The organism is Staphylococcus pseudoxylosus (assembly GCF_003697915.1).
Classification (GTDB): domain Bacteria; phylum Bacillota; class Bacilli; order Staphylococcales; family Staphylococcaceae; genus Staphylococcus; species Staphylococcus pseudoxylosus.
Map to the genome: position 1 here is coordinate 23,995 of NZ_RCVN01000011.1, position 23,359 is coordinate 47,353.

Annotated in this window: 39 protein-coding genes; 2 read left to right on the forward strand and 37 right to left on the reverse strand. The window is 35.1% G+C overall.

Annotated elements, in window-relative coordinates; all coding sequences use genetic code 11:
* The first annotated feature begins 18 nt into the window (after positions 1–18).
* Complete coding sequence (locus tag D9V42_RS10455) at positions 19–1,020, forward strand: LLM class flavin-dependent oxidoreductase (RefSeq protein ID WP_122064878.1); 1,002 nt, start codon at positions 19–21, stop codon at positions 1,018–1,020.
* Between the two features lie 122 nt (positions 1,021–1,142).
* On the opposite strand, the gene D9V42_RS10460 is transcribed toward D9V42_RS10455, so the two are convergent.
* The 36 genes from D9V42_RS10460 to rpsJ form a co-directional block, all read right to left on the reverse strand.
* Positions 1,143–2,009, reverse strand: coding sequence for an alpha/beta hydrolase (locus tag D9V42_RS10460; protein ID WP_122064880.1), 867 nt, complete (start codon positions 2,007–2,009; stop codon positions 1,143–1,145).
* Between the two features lie 220 nt (positions 2,010–2,229).
* Complete coding sequence (gene rpsI / locus D9V42_RS10465) at positions 2,230–2,622, reverse strand: 30S ribosomal protein S9 (RefSeq protein WP_017722946.1); 393 nt, start codon at positions 2,620–2,622, stop codon at positions 2,230–2,232.
* Positions 2,623–2,641: 19 nt separating this feature from the next.
* On the reverse strand, positions 2,642–3,079 hold the full coding sequence (gene rplM / locus D9V42_RS10470) for a 50S ribosomal protein L13 (protein ID WP_017722945.1): 438 nt from the start codon (positions 3,077–3,079) through the stop codon (positions 2,642–2,644).
* 215 nt (positions 3,080–3,294) lie between these two features.
* A complete protein-coding gene (gene truA, locus D9V42_RS10475; RefSeq protein ID WP_122064882.1) occupies positions 3,295–4,089 on the reverse strand; it encodes a tRNA pseudouridine(38-40) synthase TruA in 795 nt (264 codons plus the stop codon).
* A 6-nt stretch (positions 4,090–4,095) separates the two neighbouring features.
* Positions 4,096–4,902, reverse strand: coding sequence for an energy-coupling factor transporter transmembrane component T family protein (locus tag D9V42_RS10480; protein WP_107554783.1), 807 nt, complete (start codon positions 4,900–4,902; stop codon positions 4,096–4,098).
* Complete coding sequence (locus tag D9V42_RS10485) at positions 4,892–5,755, reverse strand: energy-coupling factor transporter ATPase (RefSeq protein WP_122064884.1); 864 nt, start codon at positions 5,753–5,755, stop codon at positions 4,892–4,894. Before D9V42_RS10485 ends, D9V42_RS10480 begins: the two co-directional genes overlap by 11 nt.
* Positions 5,752–6,561, reverse strand: coding sequence for an energy-coupling factor transporter ATPase (locus D9V42_RS10490; RefSeq protein WP_107554781.1), 810 nt, complete (start codon positions 6,559–6,561; stop codon positions 5,752–5,754). The genes D9V42_RS10485 and D9V42_RS10490 overlap by 4 nt, the downstream gene beginning before the upstream one ends.
* A gap of 563 nt (positions 6,562–7,124) precedes the next feature.
* Positions 7,125–7,493, reverse strand: coding sequence for a 50S ribosomal protein L17 (gene rplQ / locus D9V42_RS10495; protein WP_017722940.1), 369 nt, complete (start codon positions 7,491–7,493; stop codon positions 7,125–7,127).
* An 18-nt stretch (positions 7,494–7,511) separates the two neighbouring features.
* Positions 7,512–8,456, reverse strand: a complete 945-nt coding sequence (locus D9V42_RS10500; protein WP_017722939.1) for a DNA-directed RNA polymerase subunit alpha — start codon at positions 8,454–8,456, stop codon at positions 7,512–7,514.
* A 75-nt stretch (positions 8,457–8,531) separates the two neighbouring features.
* On the reverse strand, positions 8,532–8,921 hold the full coding sequence (gene rpsK / locus D9V42_RS10505) for a 30S ribosomal protein S11 (protein WP_002482636.1): 390 nt from the start codon (positions 8,919–8,921) through the stop codon (positions 8,532–8,534).
* Positions 8,922–8,944: 23 nt separating this feature from the next.
* The gene (rpsM, locus tag D9V42_RS10510; RefSeq protein ID WP_002482635.1) at positions 8,945–9,310 is read right to left on the reverse strand and encodes a 30S ribosomal protein S13; all 366 of its coding nucleotides are present in this window, start codon (positions 9,308–9,310) and stop codon (positions 8,945–8,947) included.
* Between the two features lie 21 nt (positions 9,311–9,331).
* Positions 9,332–9,445, reverse strand: coding sequence for a 50S ribosomal protein L36 (gene rpmJ, locus D9V42_RS10515; protein WP_002471372.1), 114 nt, complete (start codon positions 9,443–9,445; stop codon positions 9,332–9,334).
* Between the two features lie 31 nt (positions 9,446–9,476).
* Entirely contained in the window at positions 9,477–9,695 is a 219-nt protein-coding gene (infA, locus tag D9V42_RS10520) for a translation initiation factor IF-1 (protein ID WP_001118443.1), read from the reverse strand.
* 172 nt (positions 9,696–9,867) lie between these two features.
* Positions 9,868–10,518 (reverse strand): adenylate kinase, encoded by a 651-nt coding sequence (locus D9V42_RS10525; protein WP_039069493.1) that lies wholly within the window; start codon positions 10,516–10,518, stop codon positions 9,868–9,870.
* Positions 10,519–10,535: 17 nt separating this feature from the next.
* Complete coding sequence (gene secY, locus D9V42_RS10530) at positions 10,536–11,828, reverse strand: preprotein translocase subunit SecY (RefSeq protein ID WP_107554780.1); 1,293 nt, start codon at positions 11,826–11,828, stop codon at positions 10,536–10,538.
* Complete coding sequence (gene rplO / locus D9V42_RS10535; protein ID WP_017722936.1) at positions 11,828–12,268, reverse strand: 50S ribosomal protein L15; 441 nt, start codon at positions 12,266–12,268, stop codon at positions 11,828–11,830. The genes secY and rplO overlap by 1 nt, the downstream gene beginning before the upstream one ends.
* 18 nt (positions 12,269–12,286) lie before the next feature.
* A complete protein-coding gene (rpmD, locus tag D9V42_RS10540) occupies positions 12,287–12,466 on the reverse strand; it encodes a 50S ribosomal protein L30 (RefSeq protein ID WP_002482630.1) in 180 nt (59 codons plus the stop codon).
* Between the two features lie 16 nt (positions 12,467–12,482).
* Complete coding sequence (rpsE, locus tag D9V42_RS10545) at positions 12,483–12,980, reverse strand: 30S ribosomal protein S5 (RefSeq protein WP_011302602.1); 498 nt, start codon at positions 12,978–12,980, stop codon at positions 12,483–12,485.
* A 20-nt stretch (positions 12,981–13,000) separates the two neighbouring features.
* Positions 13,001–13,363 carry a 50S ribosomal protein L18 gene (rplR, locus tag D9V42_RS10550; RefSeq protein WP_017722934.1) on the reverse strand — a complete coding sequence of 121 codons (363 nt, stop codon included), beginning with the start codon at positions 13,361–13,363 and terminating at the stop codon, positions 13,001–13,003.
* Positions 13,364–13,394: 31 nt separating this feature from the next.
* Positions 13,395–13,931, reverse strand: coding sequence for a 50S ribosomal protein L6 (rplF, locus tag D9V42_RS10555; protein ID WP_017722933.1), 537 nt, complete (start codon positions 13,929–13,931; stop codon positions 13,395–13,397).
* A gap of 27 nt (positions 13,932–13,958) precedes the next feature.
* Positions 13,959–14,357 (reverse strand): 30S ribosomal protein S8, encoded by a 399-nt coding sequence (gene rpsH, locus D9V42_RS10560; protein ID WP_017722932.1) that lies wholly within the window; start codon positions 14,355–14,357, stop codon positions 13,959–13,961.
* A gap of 31 nt (positions 14,358–14,388) precedes the next feature.
* A complete protein-coding gene (locus D9V42_RS10565) occupies positions 14,389–14,574 on the reverse strand; it encodes a type Z 30S ribosomal protein S14 (RefSeq protein WP_002482625.1) in 186 nt (61 codons plus the stop codon).
* 21 nt (positions 14,575–14,595) lie between these two features.
* Complete coding sequence (gene rplE / locus D9V42_RS10570; protein ID WP_017722931.1) at positions 14,596–15,135, reverse strand: 50S ribosomal protein L5; 540 nt, start codon at positions 15,133–15,135, stop codon at positions 14,596–14,598.
* Positions 15,136–15,160: 25 nt separating this feature from the next.
* Positions 15,161–15,478, reverse strand: a complete 318-nt coding sequence (gene rplX, locus D9V42_RS10575) for a 50S ribosomal protein L24 (protein WP_017722930.1) — start codon at positions 15,476–15,478, stop codon at positions 15,161–15,163.
* 42 nt (positions 15,479–15,520) lie between these two features.
* Entirely contained in the window at positions 15,521–15,889 is a 369-nt protein-coding gene (gene rplN / locus D9V42_RS10580) for a 50S ribosomal protein L14 (RefSeq protein ID WP_002482622.1), read from the reverse strand.
* Positions 15,890–15,920: 31 nt separating this feature from the next.
* Entirely contained in the window at positions 15,921–16,184 is a 264-nt protein-coding gene (gene rpsQ, locus D9V42_RS10585; RefSeq protein WP_002482621.1) for a 30S ribosomal protein S17, read from the reverse strand.
* A gap of 26 nt (positions 16,185–16,210) precedes the next feature.
* On the reverse strand, positions 16,211–16,420 hold the full coding sequence (rpmC, locus tag D9V42_RS10590; RefSeq protein WP_002482620.1) for a 50S ribosomal protein L29: 210 nt from the start codon (positions 16,418–16,420) through the stop codon (positions 16,211–16,213).
* Positions 16,410–16,844, reverse strand: coding sequence for a 50S ribosomal protein L16 (gene rplP, locus D9V42_RS10595; protein WP_017722929.1), 435 nt, complete (start codon positions 16,842–16,844; stop codon positions 16,410–16,412). Before rplP ends, rpmC begins: the two co-directional genes overlap by 11 nt.
* A 2-nt stretch (positions 16,845–16,846) precedes the next feature.
* Positions 16,847–17,500 (reverse strand): 30S ribosomal protein S3, encoded by a 654-nt coding sequence (rpsC, locus tag D9V42_RS10600; protein WP_017722928.1) that lies wholly within the window; start codon positions 17,498–17,500, stop codon positions 16,847–16,849.
* Between the two features lie 24 nt (positions 17,501–17,524).
* Positions 17,525–17,878: a 50S ribosomal protein L22 gene (gene rplV, locus D9V42_RS10605; RefSeq protein WP_017722927.1), complete on the reverse strand. Its 354-nt coding sequence runs from the start codon at positions 17,876–17,878 to the stop codon at positions 17,525–17,527.
* Between the two features lie 28 nt (positions 17,879–17,906).
* A complete protein-coding gene (rpsS, locus tag D9V42_RS10610; RefSeq protein ID WP_017722926.1) occupies positions 17,907–18,185 on the reverse strand; it encodes a 30S ribosomal protein S19 in 279 nt (92 codons plus the stop codon).
* A gap of 64 nt (positions 18,186–18,249) precedes the next feature.
* The gene (gene rplB, locus D9V42_RS10615) at positions 18,250–19,083 is read right to left on the reverse strand and encodes a 50S ribosomal protein L2 (protein WP_017722925.1); all 834 of its coding nucleotides are present in this window, start codon (positions 19,081–19,083) and stop codon (positions 18,250–18,252) included.
* A gap of 30 nt (positions 19,084–19,113) precedes the next feature.
* Positions 19,114–19,389, reverse strand: a complete 276-nt coding sequence (gene rplW, locus D9V42_RS10620) for a 50S ribosomal protein L23 (protein ID WP_002482614.1) — start codon at positions 19,387–19,389, stop codon at positions 19,114–19,116.
* Positions 19,389–20,012 (reverse strand): 50S ribosomal protein L4, encoded by a 624-nt coding sequence (rplD, locus tag D9V42_RS10625; protein WP_029378518.1) that lies wholly within the window; start codon positions 20,010–20,012, stop codon positions 19,389–19,391. The genes rplW and rplD overlap by 1 nt, the downstream gene beginning before the upstream one ends.
* A 26-nt stretch (positions 20,013–20,038) precedes the next feature.
* Positions 20,039–20,698, reverse strand: coding sequence for a 50S ribosomal protein L3 (rplC, locus tag D9V42_RS10630; RefSeq protein WP_017722923.1), 660 nt, complete (start codon positions 20,696–20,698; stop codon positions 20,039–20,041).
* A gap of 27 nt (positions 20,699–20,725) precedes the next feature.
* Positions 20,726–21,034 (reverse strand): 30S ribosomal protein S10, encoded by a 309-nt coding sequence (gene rpsJ, locus D9V42_RS10635; RefSeq protein ID WP_002482611.1) that lies wholly within the window; start codon positions 21,032–21,034, stop codon positions 20,726–20,728.
* Positions 21,035–21,407: 373 nt separating this feature from the next.
* On the opposite strand from rpsJ, the gene D9V42_RS10640 reads away from it, so the two are divergent.
* The gene (locus tag D9V42_RS10640; RefSeq protein WP_107531078.1) at positions 21,408–21,791 is read left to right on the forward strand and encodes a hypothetical protein; all 384 of its coding nucleotides are present in this window, start codon (positions 21,408–21,410) and stop codon (positions 21,789–21,791) included.
* A gap of 188 nt (positions 21,792–21,979) precedes the next feature.
* On the opposite strand, the gene D9V42_RS10645 is transcribed toward D9V42_RS10640, so the two are convergent.
* On the reverse strand, positions 21,980–23,314 hold the full coding sequence (locus D9V42_RS10645; RefSeq protein WP_107554778.1) for an NCS2 family permease: 1,335 nt from the start codon (positions 23,312–23,314) through the stop codon (positions 21,980–21,982).
* Between the last annotated feature and the right edge of the window lie 45 nt (positions 23,315–23,359).

Consider the following 23,359-nt stretch of genomic DNA (forward strand, 5'->3'; position numbering starts at 1 on the left):
ACGTTAGGAGATTGTATATTGAAACTTAGTATTTTAGATTATGTGCCAATATTTGAAGGACGTAACGCTACTCAAGCATTAAATCATACTGTTGAATTAGCCCAATTAGCTGAACAGTTAAATTACACACGTTATTGGGTTGCTGAACATCATCAAGTCTTTTCAGTAGCGTCCAGTGCACCTGAAATGATTATGATGTCATTATTAGAAAATACTAACTCAATTCAAATTGGCAGCGGTGGCGTTATGTTGCCACATTATAGTGCGTATAAAGTGGCTGAAGTATTTAAAACTATGGAAGCTAGCCACCCTAGTAGAGTCAACTTAGGTACTGGCCATTCTAAGAGTTATAAAAATGTAAATAAAGCTTTAAATGAACATAAAACAATACCCGTTGATTATGAGAATCAAATTGATGATCTAATAGCTTATTTTAATAGTGACAGTGATATAAATCAGCAATATAAAGATTTATATGCGATGCCACTTATCAACACTAAGCCTAATATGTTTATTTTGGGTACAAGCAAAAAAAGTGCATCACTTGCTGCTATTAGAGGATTACCTTTTGTTATTGCCAATATGGGACAAGATAAAGAACAAATCAAATCTGTAATAAACCATTACCGTTCTTCATTCAAAGCACAGCATCCCTTACATCATCCTTATGTCATCATGGCTTCTTTTGTAATTACGGCAGATAATAAATACCTGCGCGAAGATTTAGCTAATGCATTTCATTTGTGGTTATTGCGTATTGGTTACTTAGACCAACCAAAATGTTATCCTTCAGTGGACTATGCAAAACAAAAATCATTTTCTTCTAGAGAAATTGAAAAAATAAATCAACACAATCATCGTGTCATAGTAGGTTCAGCTAATGAAGTCATCTCCAAATTAAAAGAGATGATGACTGACTTTGATGTCGATGAAATGATGATCCAACCACATGTTTATGGCGAAGATAATAGAAAACAATTAATTCAATTACTCGCAATAGAGAACTTTAAGCATAAATAAATGGCACATACACATGTAGTGAGGCTGATGTGTATGTGCCATTTGCTTAATATATAGAATAACAAGCACTTGACCTCTTGTATAAATGCTACAAAATCAATTCATTAAGAAGTACTTTAACTTTATTTCCCCCATAAAAATTGATTCATTTTATCGGTGACATAACTATTATCATGAAGTTCACTATGATCAGCATTTCGTCCGGTCACTTTAAATTCTTCATAACTCCTTACTTTATCATCAACTAAATACCTTAATGATTTAGATGAAACATTGGTAACCCGATTATCAGAATGTGTGCCATCTTCTATATCACCATAAATATTTAGCACTTTTGTAGTTTCTGGATATGACTTTTTCATAGGCAACAAATCTTTATATGCTTTTAGCATTTTATTTGGTTTACCATCTTCATCTAATTTAACATCTAAATCAAGACCATCTATGTCAACTTCACCATTAAAATTACCTGCTAAACTCACTTGTTTATTTAATTTTGGTAAGTTTTGATTATCACCATAGTTCAACATATAATAGCTAAAAGATTGATTGCCCATAGAATGTGCGACAAAATTAAACTGGTCAAAGTGATGTTGACTCATCGTAGCAATGATAACTTGTTGTATCCATTGCGCATTTTTATTTAAATCTTTATTTGTATTATCTTCTAATATAATTTCAATGACTGGATTCTTTGCATCAGGTGATAATGCGCCCTCGAATGTCACCATTCCCTCTTTAGAAACTTTTGCTTTGATTACTTCTTCTGTAATTTCTTTTTGTACTGCAGAATTAATCATGTACTTTATAGAATTCTCTGTCCCACCATAACCATGTAAATAAAATGTCGGTATATTAGCATACTTATAATTATTTTCTTTATATTGACTATATGTTTTAAAAGCCGCGATCAAAATAATGACAAATAAAATAAATGCGATCAATGCAATTGTCAGATATATATTAGTCCTACGTTTGTTAATCTTCATATAAATACCTCAAATTTAAAATTGTGTCCTATTATTTATATTATGACACTTTACATGATTAGTCATTCATTTTGATACAAATATATAATATTAAAATAATACAAAAAAACTTCCCAATTTCTTGGGAAGTTTGAAAAGTCTGTTCAATTTGACACAAATTGCTATACAACTTGTGTTCCAAATCAGTAAGCGAATTGAATTCGCAACAGCTTCGACAATATTAACGTTTTGAGAATTGAGGTGAACGACGAGCTTTTTTAAGACCTGGTTTTTTACGTTCTTTCATACGAGGGTCACGAGTAAGTAATCCAGCGCGTTTTAAAGAACCTCTATATTCAGGATCAGCTTCTAATAATGCACGTGAAATTCCGTGACGGATTGCTTGAGCTTGTCCAGTAAATCCTCCACCATGAACGTTAACTAATACATCATAGTTACCTTTAGTTTCTGTTACATCAAATGCTTGGTTAATGTCTAAAATTAATGATTCGAATGGTAAATAACTACGTACATCACGGCCGTTAACAGTAATGTTACCTTCACCTGGTACTAAACGGACACGTGCTACTGAGTTTTTACGACGGCCTGTGCCTTTATATTCAACTTGTGCCAATGTAATTTCCTCCTTTTAATTAACCACGTAACTCGTAGTTTTCTGGTTGTTGTGCAGCGTGTGGATGTTCAGCGCCACCATATACAAATAATTTTTTACCTTGTTTTTCGCCTAAACGTGTGCTTGGAAGCATACCTTTAATTGAATTTTCAAGTAAACGTTCTGGATTGTTAGCTTTTAACTCACCAGCTGAAACTGATTTGATACCACCTGGGTGATTTGAGTGACGATAGTACATTTTATCGCGCTCTTTATTACCAGTGAAGTGGATTTTTGAAGCATTAACGACGATTACATAATCACCTGTATCAACGTGTGGTGTATAAGTTACTTTATTTTTACCGCGTAAAATAGCTGCTACTTCTGATGATAAACGACCAAGTGTTTTACCTTCAGCATCAATAACATACCATTTGCGCTCAATGTTTGATTCATTAGCCATAAATGTTTGACGCATATAATTGTCCTCCTAGAATAAATAAATGTTTCTTAAATTAATAGTTTATACTTACTAAATCTTAAATTTCATCTATTTTTTTAAATAGTTTGTTTCTACGTGCTTCTATATCTTGTAACACAATAAGATTCCGGGGCTTATCGTGGGTGATATAAAACAATACCGTTAGTAATCGTATAATTTTTTTGTCATTTTGTCAACGACATTTAACAATTTCATATCGATTTTTTTTGATGTAATTTTATATCATTACCAAAATCAGTGGTTAATTCACTTGGTGTTAAATAAATCTTCTCTAAATATAACCCTTCTGCAGGTGCAGTAAAAGGCACTTTATTTCGATCTTTATCCTCTAATAACTTAGGTATTTCTTCTGGTTGTCGTTTTCCTTTGCCTACTTCAATTAAAAAGGCTATTAACACACGCACCATATTATATAGGAAACCGGAGCCTGTGACAATATAGTCAAAGCCATTTTCTGTTTTTTCTATACGACTTTCGTAGAGTGTTCTCACTTTGCTAACAACTTCTGTTTTTTGTGAACAGAACCCTGTAAAATCATGCGTACCTATAAAATATTGTGCGGCTGCATTCATTTTATCTATATCTAGCGTTTCAGCGATATGTGTTTTTAAGCCATTAAGAAACGGATCTTTGTGTTCAGCTTGATAAATTTTATACCGGTAAGATTTGCCTACGCAATCATATCTGCAATGAAAGTCATCACTAACAAAACTGACATGATTGACATATATATCACCTGGTAATGCTCTATTCATCGCATATTGCCATTGTTGCTCAGGAATGTTCAACTCTGTGTCAAAATGAAAATATTGCTCAATTGCATGCACGCCTCTATCTGTTCTACTGCTTGGATGAATTCTCACATCATGCTTATGCATACGCTTTAATATCTTTTCGAATTGTTGTTGTACCGTTCTTCCATTTTGTTGTATTTGAAAACCTAGAAATTGGCTTCCTTGATAAGAAATATTAACTAACACACGCATGATTTATTACACTCCCATGAATTTTAACGCAAATAATACTACTGATAGTGGCAATAATATTAACAACGTTAAACTGTCTTTCATTTGCCACTGTAGTTTACGATAATTTGTCCGTTGCTTTTTCGTATCATAACCTCTCACTTCCATCGCAATCGCCAAATCTTCAGCGCGTTGGAACGCAGAAATAAATAAAGGAATCAACAAAGGTACAAATGCTTTCACTCTATTGATTATACTACCAGAACTAATTTCAGAACCTCTAGACTTTTGAGCCAGTATAATTTTATCTAACTCATTCATCAACGTGGGAATAAATCTTAACGCAATAGACATCATCATACTTAATTGGTGTACAGGTATTTTCACTAATTTCAGTGGTGATAGTAGTTTTTCAAAAGCATCAGTTAAATCAATTGGACTTGTACTTAACGTCATAATGGTTGAAATCATAATGATAAACATAAGCCGCAAAACAATATAAATACCTTCTAAAATACCATCTGTATCAATTGAGACGAAACCTAATTCAACTAACCTTGTACCGCCTTTTGTTAAGAACAAATGCATTAAAAAAGTAAATATTAGAAAAATCCAAATAGGTGTTAACCCTTTGGCTAAGAACCATAATTTAATTTGTGCTAGTTTCATAAACGTAATAATTGAAATAAATAGCCATAAATAGGTTGCAAAAGAATGCGCAAAAAAGATTAAAATAATAAATACAAAGACAAAAATCAATTTCGCACGTGGATCTAACCGATGTATAATCGTATCTAGTGGAAGATAACGTCCTATAATAAATTTATCTTTCATCTTGTTGCCACCCCTTATACATCTCAACAAATTCTTCTTCTGTCAAAGCAATTTTATTGAAATAATATTGATGCTTATCTTCTAAATCTCGTTGCAATTTCACAATGTCTGGTACATCAAGATGCATTTGATTTACATAATTCGTATCACTAAATAGTTTTCGAGGTGAACATGATTCTATCAGGTGACCGTGTTGCATAATTTTTATTTCATCCACATATTTCGCTACATCATTCATTTCATGCGTCACTAGAATAATTGTTTTTTGCTGTTCAACTTGGAGTTTCTTGATCATTTCCATTATCTGCTTTCTACTTTTAGGATCAAGACCCGCTGTAGGTTCATCAAGTATGACAATGTCAGGATCCATTGCTAATATGGATGTAAGAGCTATTTTCCTCATTTGTCCACCTGACATTTGAAATGGCGACTGTTGTAATATATATCTATTAAATCCAAATTCTATAAGCAAGCGAAATGCTCTTTCCTTCACTTCATCTAATGGCATATTAAAGTTTTTTGGCCCAAATAATATTTCGCGTTCTACTGAATCTTCGAACAACTGTGACTCTGGAAATTGGAATACCACACCCACTCGCTTGCGAACATTCTTCAAATACTTATCTTTCGTATTATGACTAATTACCACATCGTTGATTTGAAGCAAACCTTCTGTTGGTTTAAGTAGACCATTAAAATGCTGAATCAATGTAGATTTTCCAGAGCCAGTTTGACCAATAATTGCATAATATTTTCCTTGTTCAAAAGTCGTTACAATTTCATTTAAGGCTTGATGCTCAAATGGTGTCCCTTTTTGATAAACATAACTTACTTGGTTAAAATTAACAGTCATAATTTTTTTACCAGCCCTTCATATGTTATGAAATCAATACTGCCTAATAACTGATTATGCATTCGAATAGAGAATGGTAAGTCTAAACCAATTTGAGTTAGTTTATCACCATCACTGAAGATAGCGTTTGGTAGTCCCGTTTGAAATACCTCGCCTTCATTTAATACAACGAGGTAATCAGCTTCTGCAGCTTCTGATAAATCATGCGTAATAGAAATAATAGTTACATCTTTTTCTTCTTTCAAACGATGAATTAAATCAATTAAGTCTTTTCTACCAGCAGGGTCTAACATAGATGTCGCTTCGTCTAAAATAATTATATCGGTATCTAATGCAAGCACCCCAGCTATAGCAACACGTTGTTTTTGGCCACCAGAAAGCGATTGAGGTTCATAATTCGCTCTATCTAACATATCTACATCATTCAAAGCTTTGGGCACTATCGCTCTCATATCATCATAAGAGACGCTATGATTTTCTAAACCAAAGGCTACATCAAATTCAACAGTTGAACCTACAAATTGATTCTCTGGATTTTGAAATACAATACCAATATGTTGTCTTAAATAATCAAGGTTCTGTTGATTGATAGCTTCATTTCTAAAATAAATATTACCTTCAAAAGGCTTTTCAATACCTACCATTAATTTAGCAATTGTAGATTTCCCAGAACCATTGTGACCAACTATAGAAGTCCATTTCCCCTTTGGAATACTGAATGATACATCATTCAACGCAAGCGGTTCATCACTATTATATTTAAATGAAACATGATTAAATGTAATAATATGCTCTTGCGTATCCATAACGGTTGCCTCCAATATTTAGTAAGTCTATTTTTTATATACCTTATCTATTTTACATGAAAATATGAATATATACTACCATTAAAGAATTACTCAATCTGATTTTATCAGTAGCTACATACATAAGTCTTAAGCAGTTCTCTAAACTTCGTTTAGCTAGTACTGCTTAAGCATTCGCTTATCGAATGTTTTCCTTTTTTATTCTAAAGAATTAAGATATTGCGGTTCGCTATTGCTTCGCAATTGCATAAGTCTTAAGCAGTTCTCTAAACTTCGTTTAGCTAGTACTGCTTATACATTCGCTTATCGAATGTTTTCCTTTTTTTATTCTAAAGAATTAAGGTATTGTGGTTCGCTATTGCTTCGCAATTGCATAAGTCCCCCTAAATTCTAAAGAATTAAGGGGGACTAAATAAAAAAGCGCGCACCCCATCATATTTTGAGTTCACGCTTTAAATTTTATTAAGTTTTGATGGGGTACTCTGAGCTAGACAATATTTGTATGTGGCAAACATTATCGTTGCACTCATTTGCTTTATACATAGTAGTTACGTATATTTAAATTAAACTAATTCAATAATTACTGATTCAGCGCCATCGCCGCGACGAGGACCTGCTTTAAGAATACGAGTGTAACCGCCTTGACGTTCTGTATAACGTTCAGCAACTTCACCAAATAATTTTTGTAATGCAGTTTGTGTTGATTCATCATCATTTAAGATTTCAACATTGCGTAAAGTTTTAGCAGCTTGACGACGAGAAGCTAAATCTCCTTTTTTACCTAAAGTGATTAATTTTTCAACCACACTACGTAATTCTTTTGCACGTGCTTCTGTAGTTTCAATGCGTTCGCTAACGATAAGTGAAGTAGCTAAATCGCGTAACATCGCTTTACGTTGATCAGAAGTACGACCTAATTTTCTGTAACCCATGAGTTAACCTCCTTTATATTAATCTTCTTTTCTTAAACCTAAACCTAAATCTTCGAGTTTGTATTTAACTTCTTCTAAAGATTTACGACCTAAATTACGTACTTTCATCATATCTGCTTCAGATTTATCTGCTAATTCTTGAACAGAGTTAATGCCTGCACGTTTTAAACAGTTGTAAGAACGCACTGATAAGTCTAATTCTTCAATAGACATTTCAAGTACTTTTTCTTTTTGATCTTCTTCTTTTTCAATCATGATTTCAGCATTTTGCGCTTCATCAGTTAATCCAACGAAGATATTCAGATGTTCAGTTAGGATTTTTGCAGCCAATGAAACAGATTCTTGTGGTGTGATTGAACCATTAGTCCAAACATCCAAAGTTAACTTATCAAAATCACTGCTTTGACCCACACGCGTATTTTCTACAGTATAGTTAACACGTTCTACTGGTGAATAAAGTGAGTCAACTGGAATTACACCAATTGGTAAATCACTAGTTTTGTTTTGTTCTGCTAATGCGTAACCTCTACCCTTATTAGCAACTAGACGGATTTTTAAATGTCCACCTTTTGATACTGTTGCAATTTTAATCTCAGGATTTAAAATTTCAACATCACTATCATGAGTAATGTCACTTGCAGTTACATCGCCTTCATCTTTAACATCAATTTCTAAAGTTTTGTCTTCTTCAGAATAGATTTTTAATGCAAGTTTTTTGATGTTCATAATAATTGTAGAAACATCTTCAACGACATTATCTATTGCTGAAAATTCGTGTAACACGCCTTCGATTTCAATGTACTTAACGGCTGCACCTGGTAATGAAGATAGTAGGATACGACGTAAGGAGTTTCCTAGTGTAGTACCGTAGCCACGTTCTAGTGGTTCAACAACGAACTTACCGAATTTAGCATCATCACTAATTTCAATTGTTTCAATTCTAGGTTTTTCGATTTCAATCATTTACAATATCCTCCTTGATTACGTCGACTTGATATATACTGTATTTCTCAGTGACCTGCGACAATAACAATAAAATTATACGCGACGACGTTTTGGTGGACGACAACCATTATGTGGTACTGGAGTAACGTCACGAATTGCAGTTACTTCTAATCCAGCTGATTGTAACGCACGGATAGCTGATTCACGACCAGGACCTGGGCCTTTTACAGTAACTTCAACAGATTTTAAACCGTGTTCCATCGCTGTTTTTGAAGCAGTTTCAGAAGCCATTTGAGCTGCAAATGGTGTTGATTTTTTTGATCCTTTAAAGCCTAGTGCACCTGCTGATGACCATGATAACGCGTTACCAAATTCATCAGTAATAGTTACGATTGTATTGTTGAATGTTGAACGGATGTGAGCCACACCATTTTCAATATTCTTTTTCACTCTACGTTTACGAGATACTTGTTTACGTGCCATTTAAATTTTGCCTCCTTTACCTATTATTTTTTCTTGTTAGCTACAGTTTTAACTGGGCCTTTACGAGTACGAGCATTGTTTTTCGTTTTTTGTCCGCGAACTGGTAATCCACGACGGTGACGGATACCACGGTATGATGAGATTTCCATTAAACGTTTAATGTTTAAGTTTTGCTCACGACGTAAGTCACCTTCTACTTTATAGTTGTCAACTACTTCACGGATACGACCTAATTCATCATCAGTTAAATCTTTAACGCGTGTTTCAGGTGATACGTTAGCTTCTTCAGCAATTTTATTTGCTGTAGTAGTACCGATACCATACACATAAGTTAATGAAATAACAATACGTTTTTCACGTGGAATATCTACTCCTGCAATACGTGCCATAATTAATTACACCTCTCTTTATTAGCCTTGTTTTTGTTTATGTTTTGGGTTGCTACAAATTACCATTACTTTACCTTTACGTTTAATGACTTTACATTTTTCGCAAATTGGTTTTACTGATGGTCTTACTTTCATTTTAATACCTCCCTATATTATGGAGTGACGATTATTTATAACGATACGTAATTCTTCCGCGCGTTAAATCGTACGGAGACATTTCAACTGTTACTTTGTCGCCAGGTAGAATACGAATATAATTCATTCTGATCTTACCACTCACATGAGCTAAAATCTCATGACCATTTTCTAATTCTACTTTAAACATTGCATTTGGTAAAGTATCTAATACAGTACCTTCTAATTCAATTACATCTTGTTTAGCCATTAATTAACTTCCCCCTTTTTGAAATAGTTGGTTATCGTCAAAAATCAACTCTAACCATACGAGTCTATAAGTGTTGTTAATCAGTTTAACAAAATTAAATGAATTACGTTAACGCATGGTCACTCTTATTTAATTATACTTTTAGCATTACATAGACCGTACAAAGTTGACTTTATTTTAAATTCTCTAAGATATCAATTACGTCTTGAGTGACTACGTTAATATCTCTAGAACCATCAATGTTTTTTAAAACATTTTTATTATCATAGAATTCTAAGATAGGTTTAGATTGTTTAACATTGACATTTAAACGATTTGCAACTGTTTCTGGGTTGTCATCTTCACGTTGATACAATTTACCACCGTCAAGATCACAAATTCCATCAACTTTTGGAGGATTGAATACAAGATGATAAGTTGTTCCGCATTTTTCACAGATCCTACGACCAGTAAGGCGGTTCATTAATTCTTCTTCAGGTACCTCTATATTGATAACAGCATCAATTTTTCTATCTAATTCTTGCATAATATTACTTAATGCTTCAGCTTGTTCAATAGTACGAGGAAAGCCGTCAAGTAAGAATCCTTTTTTTGCATCGTCTTCAGATATTCTATCTTTTACGATACCCACAGTAACTTCATCAGGGACTAATTCTCCACGATCCATGTATGATTTAGCTTCTTTACCTAAATCAGTTTCATCTTTAATCGCTTTTCTGAACATGTCGCCAGTAGATATGTGTGGAATTGGGAATTTCTTAACAATTTCACTCGCTTGAGTTCCTTTACCTGCACCAGGTAAACCCATTAAAATGATATTCATAAGTGCCCTCCTACAATTTATCTACCACCAAAGCCTCTATAGTCTTTTTGGCTCACTTGAGCTTCTAGACTTTTCATTGTTTCAATCGCTACACCAATTACAATCAGTAAGCTCGTACCACCAACCTGAATAGATTGTGGTAAACTCATAACTTTAGTTGCAATAATTGGCAGAATCGCAATTACAGCTAAGAATATTGATCCTACAAATGTTAAACGATAGAGAACTCTAGTAATATATAGTTTTGTTTGTTCGCCAGGTCTAATACCTGGGACATAGCTTCCTTGTTTCTTAAGGTTATCAGCCATCTTTTCAGGATTAACTTGGACAAATGCATAGAAATATGCGAATGCAATAATAAGCACCACATATACAATCATACCGATGTTATTCGATGGATTTGCCACATCAGATATCCGTTGCGCCCAACTAGCGTCAGGGAAGAACAATGTTAAAGTTCTTGGTAACAAGAAGAACGCCATTGCAAAGATAACTGGAATAACCCCTGCAGAGTTAACTTTCAAAGGTAAATATGTTGCTTGTGAACCTAATCGTTGTGTTGATTGTTTCTTCGCATATTGAATTGGAATTTTACGAATAGCTTGTAATACAAATATTGCGCCAACCGTTAATAATATCATGCCAATAACTAATCCAATTACTTTCAACCATGCCATAGAAGTATCATCCTGACCAACGAAGGCCTGCTGATAAAACTGTATTAATGATGAAGGTAATGAAGACAAAATACCTGCGAAGATAATAATGGATATACCATTACCAACACCGAACTGAGTGATTTGTTCACCTAACCAAATTAGGAACGCAGTACCAGCTGTTAATACAACAGCAATTAATAAATAGCTAAGGACTGATTGATCCATGATCAATTGACCTTTAAGGTAATTATTAAATTGGAATGCCATACCTATTGACTGGATAAAAGCAAGTATAATCGCAAAATAACGCGTTACGTTATTAAGTTTCTTTCTACCTGCCTCACCTTGTTTTGCCCACTCTGAAAACTTCGGAATAATATCCATTTGTAATAACTGCATTACAATTGATGCAGTTATATAAGGCATTATACCCATGGCAAAGATAGAAAAGTTCTTCAAGGCTCCGCCACCAAATGTATTTAACAAGTCAGTGACACCTTGAGAACCTTGTTGACTGTCAAAAGCAGCTGGATTTACACCAGGTGCTGGAATATAAGTACCTATTTTAAAAATAACTAACATTGCGAGAGTAAAAAAGATCTTGTTACGAACTTCTTTAGTTTTAAAGAAATTCACAAGCGTTTCAAACATTAGATCACCTCGTGTGCTCCGCCTTTTGCATCAATAGCTTCTGCTGCAGATGCAGAGAATTTGTTAGCTTTAACAGTTAATTTCTTGTCAAGTGAACCGTTACCTAGTACTTTAATACCAGATTTTTCACTCTTAACTACACCAGATTCTACTAATAAAGCAGGAGTTACTTCAGTACCATCTTCAAATTTATTAAGTTGGTCTAAGTTAACAATAGCATATTCTTTACGGTTAATGTTAGTAAAACCTCGTTTTGGTAAGCGACGGAATAATGGTAATTGACCACCTTCGAAGCCTGGTCTTACACTACCACCTGAACGTGCTTTTTGACCTTTTTGTCCACGACCACTAGTTTTACCGTTACCAGTAGCTGCACCACGACCAACGCGGTTACGAACTTTACGAGAACCTTCTGCCGGTTTTAACTCATGTAATTTCATTTCGGCACCTCCTTAAAATTATTTTTCTTCTACTGTCACTAAGTGACTTACTTTGTTGATTTGCCCACGAATAGCAGGGTTATCTTCAACGACTACTGAAGAGTTTGTTTTTTTCAAACCTAAAGCTTCAACAGTTTTACGTTGTGTTTCTGGACGACCTATAACACTACGAGTGAGGGTAATTTGTAATTTAGCCATAACTTATTTTCCCTCCTTAATTGTATAATTCTTCTACTGATTTGCCACGTAATTTCGCAACGTCTTCAGCATTTTTAAGGTTTTTTAATCCGTTGATTGTTGCACGAACCATGTTAATTGGTGTATTTGATCCTAAAGATTTACTTAAGATATCAGTGATACCCGCTAATTCTAATACTGCACGAACAGGGCCACCTGCAATAACACCAGTACCAGGTGCAGCTGGTTTCATAAATACACTGCCTGAACTGAAACGTCCAGTAATTGTGTGAGGTGTAGTACCTTCAACACGTGGAACAACAACTAAATCTTTTTTAGCTGCTTCTACTGCTTTTTTGATTGCTTCTGGTACCTCTTGCGCTTTACCAGTACCGAAACCAACGCGACCGTTTTTATCTCCTACTACTACTAAAGCAGTGAAACGGAAACGACGACCACCTTTTACAACTTTCGCAACACGGTTAATTGTAACAACGCGTTCTTCAAATTCTTTCGCTTCTTCTCTACGAGCCATGTAAATGTCCCTCCTTTAAATTAAAATTCTAAACCATTTTCACGAGCTGCATCTGCTAAGGCTTTAACACGGCCATGGTATAAGTATCCTCCACGGTCAAATACAATTGTTTTTACGCCTTTTTCGCTAGCTCTTTTAGCTACAGTTTCGCCAACTTTAGCTGATAAGTCAACTTTTGAACCTGATTCATTAGCTAAATCTTTTTCTTGTGTTGATGCTTGCGCGATTGTTTTACCATTAACATCATCTATAACTTGTGCATAGATATGTTTGTTTGAACGATAGATATTCAAACGTGGTTTCTCAGCTGTACCAGCTAATTTACTACGTACACGTGAATGTCTTTTTAAACGCACTTTGTTTTTATCAATTTTGCTGATCATCTTAATTCTCCTTTCTATAGAAAGTTATTTATTATTTACCAGTTTTACCTTCTTTACGGCGAACGTATTCACCTTGGTAACGAATTCCTTTACCTTTATAAGGTTCTGGAGGTCTTACTGAACGAATGTTTGAAGCGATAGCTCCAACTTGTTCTTTAGAAATACCAGCAACTGTAACTGTTGTATTTTTTTCTACACCGAAAGTAATACCATCATCAGCTTTGATTTCAACTGGGTGAGAGTAACCAACGTTTAAGATTAAGTCATTACCTTGCATTTGAGCACGGTAACCAACACCAACAAGTTCAAGTGTTTTTTGGTATCCTTCTTTAACACCTTGTATCATATTATTAATTAAAGCACGAGTTGTACCATGTACTGTTCTATCTTCTTTAGAATCAGTTGGTCTTACAACTTCTAAAGTGCTTTCGTCTTGTTTATATGTCATTCTTTCATTCATTGTTCTTGATAATTCACCTTTAGGACCTTTAACAGTAACTGTGTTACCTTCAACACTTACTGTTACGTCGCTAGGGATGTCAATAATTTTTTTACCAACACGACTCATGTTATCGCACCTCCTTATTATTTATTATTACCAAATGTAACCTAAGATTTCTCCACCGATATTACGTTTTCTAGCTTCTTTGTCAGTGATAACACCTTCTGAAGTAGAAACTAATGCAATACCTAAACCGTTAAGTACTTTAGGTACTTCGTTAGCTTTAGCATATACACGTAAACCTGGTTTTGAGATACGTTTTAATCCAGTGATAACACGCTCATTATTTTGACCATATTTAAGGAATAAACGGATTACCCCTTGTTTATCGTCTTCAACGTATTCTACGTTTTTAATGAAACCTTCACTCTTTAATATTTCAGCAATTTCTTTTTTAATGTTAGAAGCAGGTAATTCTAATTTATCGTGACGCACCATGTTTGCGTTTCTTACACGAGTTAGCATATCTGCAATTGGATCGTTGATTGTCATTGATTGTTGCCTCCTTTCAGACTATTTTCTATTACCAGCTAGCTTTACGAACGCCAGGGATTTGGCCTTTATAAGCTAATTCACGGAAACAAATACGGCATAATTTGAATTTACGATATACAGAATGTGGACGACCACAGCGTTCACAACGAGTATATTCACGTACTTGGAACTTTTGTTTTTTTTGTTGCTTAGCAACCATTGAAGTTTTAGCCACTTAATTAGCCTCCTTTAGAGATTATTTTTGAAATGGCATACCGAATTGTGTTAACAATTCACGAGCTTCCTCGTCAGTGTTAGCAGTAGTTACGATAACGATATCCATTCCTCGTATTTTACTTACGCGATCATAGTCGATTTCAGGGAAAATTAATTGTTCTTTAACACCTAGAGTGTAGTTACCTCTACCGTCGAATGCAGTTTTTGATACACCACGGAAGTCACGTACACGTGGAAGTGATACAGCGATTAATTTATCTAAAAAGTCATACATTCTTTCTCCACGAAGTGTTACTTTAGCTCCGATAGGCATACCTTCACGTAAACGGAAAGTTGCTACTGATTTTTTAGCTTTTGTAATTAATGGTTTTTGACCAGTGATTGACTGTAATTCTTCTACAGCGTCATCTAATACTTTAGTATTTTGAACAGCGTCACCGACACCCATATTTACTACGATTTTTTCTATTTTTGGAACTTCCATTACTGAACTATAGTCAAATTGTTTCACTAAGTTTTGAGTAACTTCAGAGTTATATTTTTCTTTTAAACGGTTCACAGTGGATCCTCCTTTCAATTAGTTATTAATTATTAGATTTGATTTCTTCGCCAGATTTTTTAGCTACACGAACTTTTTTACCGTCTTCGAATTTATAACCTACGCGAGTTGGTTCATTCGTTTTAGGGTCTAATAATTGTACGTTAGAAACATGGATTGCTGCCTCTGTTTCTAAGATTCCACCTTCAGGGTTAAATTGAGTTGGTTTTTGGTGCTTTTTGATAATATTGACACCTTCCACAACGACACGGTCTTTTTTAGGTTCAGTTGAAACAACTTTACCTTCTTTACCTTTGTCTTTACCTGCGATAACTTTAACGTTGTCACCTTTTTTGATATGCATGTGTGGCACCTCCTTAAATTTATATATTTATAAATGTTTTTATTAAAGTACTTCTGGAGCTAATGATACAATTTTCATGAAGTTTCCTTCACGTAATTCACGAGCAACAGGTCCAAAAATACGAGTACCACGTGGGCCTTTGTCATCACGAATGATAACACATGCATTTTCATCGAACTTGATATATGAACCATCATTACGGCGTACGCCTGATTTAGTACGTACAACAACAGCTTTTACTACTTCACCTTTTTTGACAACGCCACCTGGTGTAGCATTTTTAACACTTACTACGATAACGTCACCAATATTAGCTGTTTTACGACCAGATCCACCTAATACTTTAATTGTAAGAACTTCACGTGCACCAGAGTTATCTGCTACTTTTAATCGTGTTTCTTGTTGGATCATGAGTTAAACCTCCTTTATCTTCACTATTTAATTAAATAATTACTGATTCTTCAACAATTTCTACCAAACGGAAACGTTTAGTTGCTGATAAAGGACGAGTCTCTTGTATCTTAACTGTGTCCCCTAATTTAGCTGAGTTGTTTTCATCATGAGTTTTGTATTTTTTAGAGTATTTTACTCGTTTACCATATAACTTGTGTGTTTTGTATGTTTCAACAAGTACAGTTATCGTTTTATCCATTTTATCGGAAACGACTCTACCTACATAAACTTTACGATCATTTCTTTCGCTCACTTTAGTAACCTCCTCTTTCAATTGAATTATTGATTCGCTTTACCTTGTTCAATTTCTCTTTCACGAGCAACAGTTTTTAGACGTGCAATCGTTTTTCTTACTGTGCGAATACGTGCAGTTTCCTCTAATTGACCTGTAGCTAACTGAAAGCGTAGGTTAAAAAGCTCTTCTTTTGAAGATTTGATTTGCTCTTCGATTTCTGAAGTGGTTAAGTCTCTAATTTCCTTAGCTTTCATTTGTTTCACCACCCAATTCTTCACGTTTTACAAACTTAGTTTTAACTGGAAGTTTGTGACTTGCTAAACGTAATGCTTCACGCGCAACTTCTTCGTTAACGCCTGCGATTTCAAATAAAATTCTACCTGGTTTTGCTACTGCAATCCAACCTTCTACTGCACCTTTACCAGCACCCATACGTACTTCTAAAGGTTTTTTAGTGTAAGGTGTATGTGGGAAGATTTTAATCCAAACTTTCCCGCCACGTTTCATATAACGTGTCATTGCAATACGAGCTGATTCGATTTGACGAGATGTGATCCAAGAAGTTGTAGTTGCTTGTAAACCATACTCACCAAATGTTACATAATTACCGCCTTTTGAACGACCAGTTGTTTTAGGACGATGTTGACGACGATATTTTACACGTTTTGGTAGTAACATTATTATTTTCCTCCTTCACTAGTGTTCTTAGTAGGAAGAACTTCTCCACGATAGATCCATACTTTGACACCTAACTTACCGTAAGTTGTGTCTGCTTCTGCATGTGCATAACCAATGTCAGCACGTAGAGTATGAAGTGGAACAGTTCCTTCTGAATATTGTTCAGCACGAGCGATGTCAGCTCCAGCTAGACGACCTGAAACTTGTGTTTTGATACCTTTAGCACCAAGTTTCATTGCTCTTGTGATTGCTTGTTTTTGTACACGACGGAATGAAGCACGGTTTTCTAATTGACGTGCAATGTTTTCTGCAACAAGTTTAGCATCTAAATCAACTTTTTTGATTTCGATAACATTGATGTGTACTTTTTTGTTTGTTAATGAATTTAATTTATTACGTAATTTTTCAATTTCTGAACCGCCTTTACCGATTACCATACCAGGTTTACCAGTATGAATAGCGATGTTGATACGATTCGCAGCACGTTCGATTTCAACGTGAGAAACTGATGCTTCTGTTAATGCGTTATCAATATACTTACGGATTTTTAAATCTTCGTGTAATAATGAAGCGAAGTCTTTTTCTGCATACCATTTAGCTTCCCAATCACGGATTACACCAACACGAAGTCCGATTGGATTAATTTTTTGACCCAAAGTGTTCCCTCCTTAAAAAATGTATTAAGCTTCTTTAGCTTCTTCTTTACCGTCACTTACGACGATTGTAATGTGGCTTGTACGTTTGTTGATCGCACTTGCACGGCCTTGTGCACGTGGACGGAAACGTTTTAATGTTGGTCCTTCATTAGCATAAGCTTCTTTAACTACTAATTCATCAGTGTTCATGTCGTAGTTATGTTCAGCATTTGCTAAAGCGGACATTAATAATTTTTCAACTACTGGTGATGAAGCTTTGTTCTTTAATTTTAAAATCGCAATAGCTTCTCCAGCATTTTTGCCTCTTATTAGATCTAATACTAATCTAACTTTACGAGGTGCGATTCTTATTGTTTTAGCAACCGCTTTTGCTTCCATTGGAATTTCCTCCTCTACCTGTTAGAAATTATCTTCTAGTTTTTTTGTCGTCTGCAACGTGTCCTTTGAATGTACGAGTTGGTGCGAATTCTCCTAATTTATGACCAACCATATCTTCAGTTACGAATACAGGTACGTGTTTACGTCCGTCATATACAGCGAATGTATGTCCGATAAATTCAGGGAATATAGTTGAACGACGTGACCAAGTTTTGATTACTTGTTTTTTCTCGCTTCCGCTTTGAGCTTCAACTTTTTTCTTTAGATGATCGTCAGCGAAAGGTCCTTTTTTAATACTACGAGCCATAGTGGCGCCTCCCTTCTTATTGTGTGCGTGCGGCTTTTAAGCCACACACGCAAATAAGTTATTTTTATTTTTTCTTACGTCCACGAACGATAAGTTTGTCAGATGATTTTTTACCACGACGAGTTTTCTTACCAAGCGTAGGTTTACCCCAAGGTGACATTGGAGATGGTCTACCGATAGGTGCACGACCTTCACCACCACCGTGTGGGTGATCGTTAGGGTTCATTACAGAACCACGAACTGTTGGGCGAATGCCTTTCCATCTAGAACGTCCTGCTTTACCAACGTTTACAAGTTCATGTTGGATGTTACCAACTTGACCAATAGTAGCACGGCAAGTTGAAAGAATCATACGTACTTCGCCAGATCTTAATCTGATTAATACATATTTACCTTCTTTACCAAGTACTTGTGCACTAGCACCAGCTGAACGAGCAATTTGTCCACCTTTACCAGGTTTTAACTCGATGTTGTGGATTACAGTACCTACTGGAATGAATTGTAATGGTAATGCATTACCTAATTTAATGTCTGCTTCTTCACCGCTTTCAAGTACTTGACCTACTTTAAGGTTTTTTGGAGCGATGATATAGCGTTTTTCACCATCAGCATAAACTAATAATGCAATGTTAGCTGAACGGTTTGGATCATATTGGATTGAATCAACTTTAGCGTTGATACCATCTTTATTACGTTTGAAATCAATAACACGGTATTGACGTTTATGTCCTCCACCATGATGGCGAACTGTCAATTTACCTTGGTTATTTCGTCCCGCTTTTTTCGGTAGCGGTTGTAATAATGACTTTTCAGGTGTAGTTTTCGTAATTTCAGCGAAATCTAAACTAGTCATATTACGACGACCATTAGTAATTGGCTTATATTTTTTTAGAGCCATTGTCGTTTACCTCCTTATTGGTAATCTTTTTTAGTTGAATAGATCGATTGATCCTTCTTTTAATTTAACGATTGCTACGCGTCTCTTGTTTGTATAGCCTTGGTAACGGCCCATACGTTTTTTCTTTGGTTTATAGTTAATGATGTTTACATTATCAACTTTAACGTCAAAGATTTCTTCAACAGCGATTTTAACTTGTGTTTTATTAGCACGAGTATCAACGTCGAATGTGTATTTGTCTTCAGCCATTGCAGCAGAAGATTTTTCAGTGATTACGGGGCGCTTAAGAACGTCTCTTGCTTCCATTATCCGAGCACCTCCTCAACTTTTTTAGCAGCTGCTTCTGTAATTACTACACTGTCAGCGCTTGTGATATCTAGAACGTTTAAACCTTGAGCTGTAGTAACTTGTACACCAGGAATGTTACGTGCTGATAAAGCAACGTTTACATCTTCTGATTCTGTAACTACTAATACTTTTTTAGGTTGTTCTAAATTAGAAAGTACAGTTTTGAATTCTTTTGTTTTTGGAGCATCTAAGTTTAATGCATCTACTACAGTTAAACCTTTTTCTTGTACTTTGAAAGATAATGCTGAGCGTAATGCTAAACGACGCATTTTCTTAGGCATTTTGTATGAGTAACTTCTTGGTGTTGGTCCGAATACGACACCACCACCACGCCATTGTGGAGCACGGATTGTACCTTGACGCGCACGTCCTGTACCTTTTTGTCTCCATGGTTTACGTCCACCACCACGTACTGCTGAACGGTTCTTAACAGCATGTGTACCTTGGCGTAATGAAGCACGTTGTAAGTTAATCGCTTCAAAAAGAACGTTGTTGTTTGGTTCGATTGCAAATACTGCATCGCTTAGTTCAACTGAACCTGATTTAGATCCATCTACTTTTAATACATCATAATTAGCCATTATGCAATTCCTCCTTTCGTATTATATTATTTATTACCTTTGATTGATGTTGTAATTTCTACAAAACCTTTTTTAGGACCAGGTACATTACCTTTTACTAAAATAACATTGTTTTCAGCGTCAATTTGAACTACTTCCAAGTTTTGAACTGTTACAGTGTTACCGCCCATACGTCCAGGCATTTTTTGTCCTTTAAAGACTCTTGAAGCATCTGATGCCATACCTACAGAACCTGGGGCTCTGTGGAAATGAGAACCATGTGACATTGGACCACGTGCTTGATTATGACGTTTAATGGCACCTTGGAAACCTTTACCTTTAGATACGCCTGTTACATCAATTACGTCTCCAGCTTCAAATGTATCAACTGAGACTTCTTGACCTACTTCGTATTCATCAACATTAACGTTTCTGAATTCACGAATGAAGCGCTTAGGTGCTGTGCCTGCTTTTTTAGCATGGCCTTCAGCTGGTTTGTTTGCATATTTATTACTTTTACTATCTTTTTTGTAAGCTTGTTTGTCTTCGTAGCCTACTTGGATAGCGTTGTATCCATCAATCTCTTCAGATTTCTTTTGTAATACAACGTTTTGGCTTGCTTCTACTACTGTTACAGGGATTAGATCACCGTTTTCTCCGAAAACTTGTGTCATCCCGATTTTTCTTCCTAAGATTCCTTTGGTCATCGAAAGTCCACCTCCTAATTTTTTCTATTATAATTTGATTTCGATGTCTACGCCAGATGGTAAGTTTAAGCCCATAAGAGCATCAACTGTTTTTGGTGTAGGGTTAACAATATCGATTAAACGTTTATGAGTACGTTGTTCGAACTGCTCACGTGAATCTTTGTACTTATGCACGGCACGAATCACAGTATAAACTGATCTTTCAGTTGGTAACGGAATTGGTCCAGAAACATCTGCACCAGAACGTTTTGCTGTTTCAACAATTTTTTCTGCTGATTGATCGATTACTCGATGGTCATAAGCTTTTAATCTGATTCTGATTTTTTGTTTTGCCATAATTTTCCCTCCTTATTCGTCTACATTTAAGTGATAGACTTCTCCACGAAAACTATCTCACACAGCGCCATGGCAAAGCGGCCGGGTGTGTCAGTAACCTTTCGCTTCATCGCGTGTTCTTAAAGTCCAACATTAGATATGATACATGATAAACAGTGATTTATCAAGCTTTTCTATAAAAGTTTTTAAAACTTTTGTCTAACACATACTTTGTTATTGTACTTGATTAAGTATTTCACTTCAACCTATTTCCTAATATTTCTATTGTAATCTTTAAATTTCTATAATTCTACTGTTTCTTATTGTTATTCTATTTTAATTATTTCCTTTATAATAGATAGATAACATAATTGTTGTTAGGTGGTGAAATGAAATGAAAAGTGCAATTCGCACTACGCTTTTAGTATTGAGTATTATTTTGATAATTAGCGAGTTAGTATATGGGATTCCTTTCTTTGGAGGCAGTATTATTCTTAGTTTAGGTTGGCAACCGTTATTAATAAGTATGTTGCTTTATTTTATAATGATGGTAATTTTGATTGTAGATAAGCAAAATGCAATTAAACCTATGATGTTTATTCCCTTATTAGGTATTATAGGGAACATCATTGCCTTCATACCTGTTGTAGGGATGGTAGTACATTGGATATTATTCTTCTTAATGTTATTTTTTGTCTTCATCTTATTATCCACTCCTCTTTATGTTCCTAACAAGAACGCTAAAGTCATTTATACGGAAGATAGACGTAATAAGTAGTTATAATAAACAAACAGTATTTATATAGATAGTTTTAATATCATTTTTAATGAAGAAACATGTTCTTTCTATCATTTACCGCTACAAATTAAGCTTTACATTGACTTTATTTTTGCTGTATATAATTTAAAAGCGCACATTGTTCTACGTCATACGACAAAGACAATGTGCGCTTCTTTATATTTTTATTATCCGTGAACAAATACGAAATAAAGGATGAATAATATCATTAATGCATACATGATTGGATGCACTTCCTTATGACGTTTTGAAATAAGCATCGTAATTGGGTAGAAAATAAACCCACATGCAATACCAGTAGCAATTGAATATGATAAAGGCATCATTATAATTGTTACAAAGGCTGGCACTGCTACTTCAAATTTCTTCCAATCTATTTCTGCAAAGTTTGCTGCCATCAACACACCGACTACGACTAAGGCTGGTGTGGTAACAGCACTCGTTACTACTTCCATTAAAGGACTAAAGAAAATCGCTAATAAGAAACAGAACCCTGTTACAACACTTGCAAATCCTGTTCTAGCTCCAACTGCAACACCTGAGCTTGATTCAATATAAGAAGTTGTTGTTGTTGTACCAAATATTGCACCAACAATTGTCGCTAATGAATCTGAAAACAGTGCGCGTCCTGCTCTTGGGAGCTTGTTATCTTTCATTATGCCTGCTTGTGTAGCAACAGCAACAAGTGTACCTGCAGTATCAAAGAAATCAATAAACAAGAACGTCAGTATTACAATTAAGAATTGCACTGTAAGTAATTGACTTGGATCTTTGAACGCTTCAAATGCAGCACCAAAAGTCGGTTCTATACTAGGTACTTGTCCTACAATAGCACTTGGTGTATGTATAAGTCCTGTAATCATACCTACAATAGCAGTAAGTGCCATACCAATAAAGATAGCTCCAGGTACTCTCAAAGCATACAATACAACAGTAGCTATAATACCAAATATTGTTAATAGAACTGGCCCATCAGTAATATGCCCTAATGTTACTAATGTAGAATCATTATTTACAATTATTCCAGAACTCTGTAAACCTACAAAGGTTATAAAAAGGCCAATCCCTGCTGATACAGCCATCTTCATTTGATAAGGTATAGCATTTATAATTATTTCCCTGAGTCCAGTCATTGTTAGAAATGCAAAGACTATTCCTGAAAATAGAACACCTGTTAAACCAATTTGCCATGGTATACCCATGGTTAGTACAACTGTAAATGCAAAGAATGCATTTAAACCCATGCCTGGCGCTAGTCCGATAGGATATCTTGCTATTAAGCCCATGAATAACGAACCTACAAACGCCGCCAGCGCTGTAGCAACAAAGATTGCACCTTGGTCCATTTTCATATTTTCAGACACGCCATCAACGCCTGCTAAACTAAGTACTTGAGGGTTAACAGCTAATATATATGCCATAGACAAGAAAGTTGTAAGCCCACCAAGTATCTCTCTCTTATAGTTTGTTTCGTGTTTATCAAACTTGAAATACTTTTTCACGGTTAGTTCTCCTTTTTTTAAAATACCTACATATTCTAATACCAA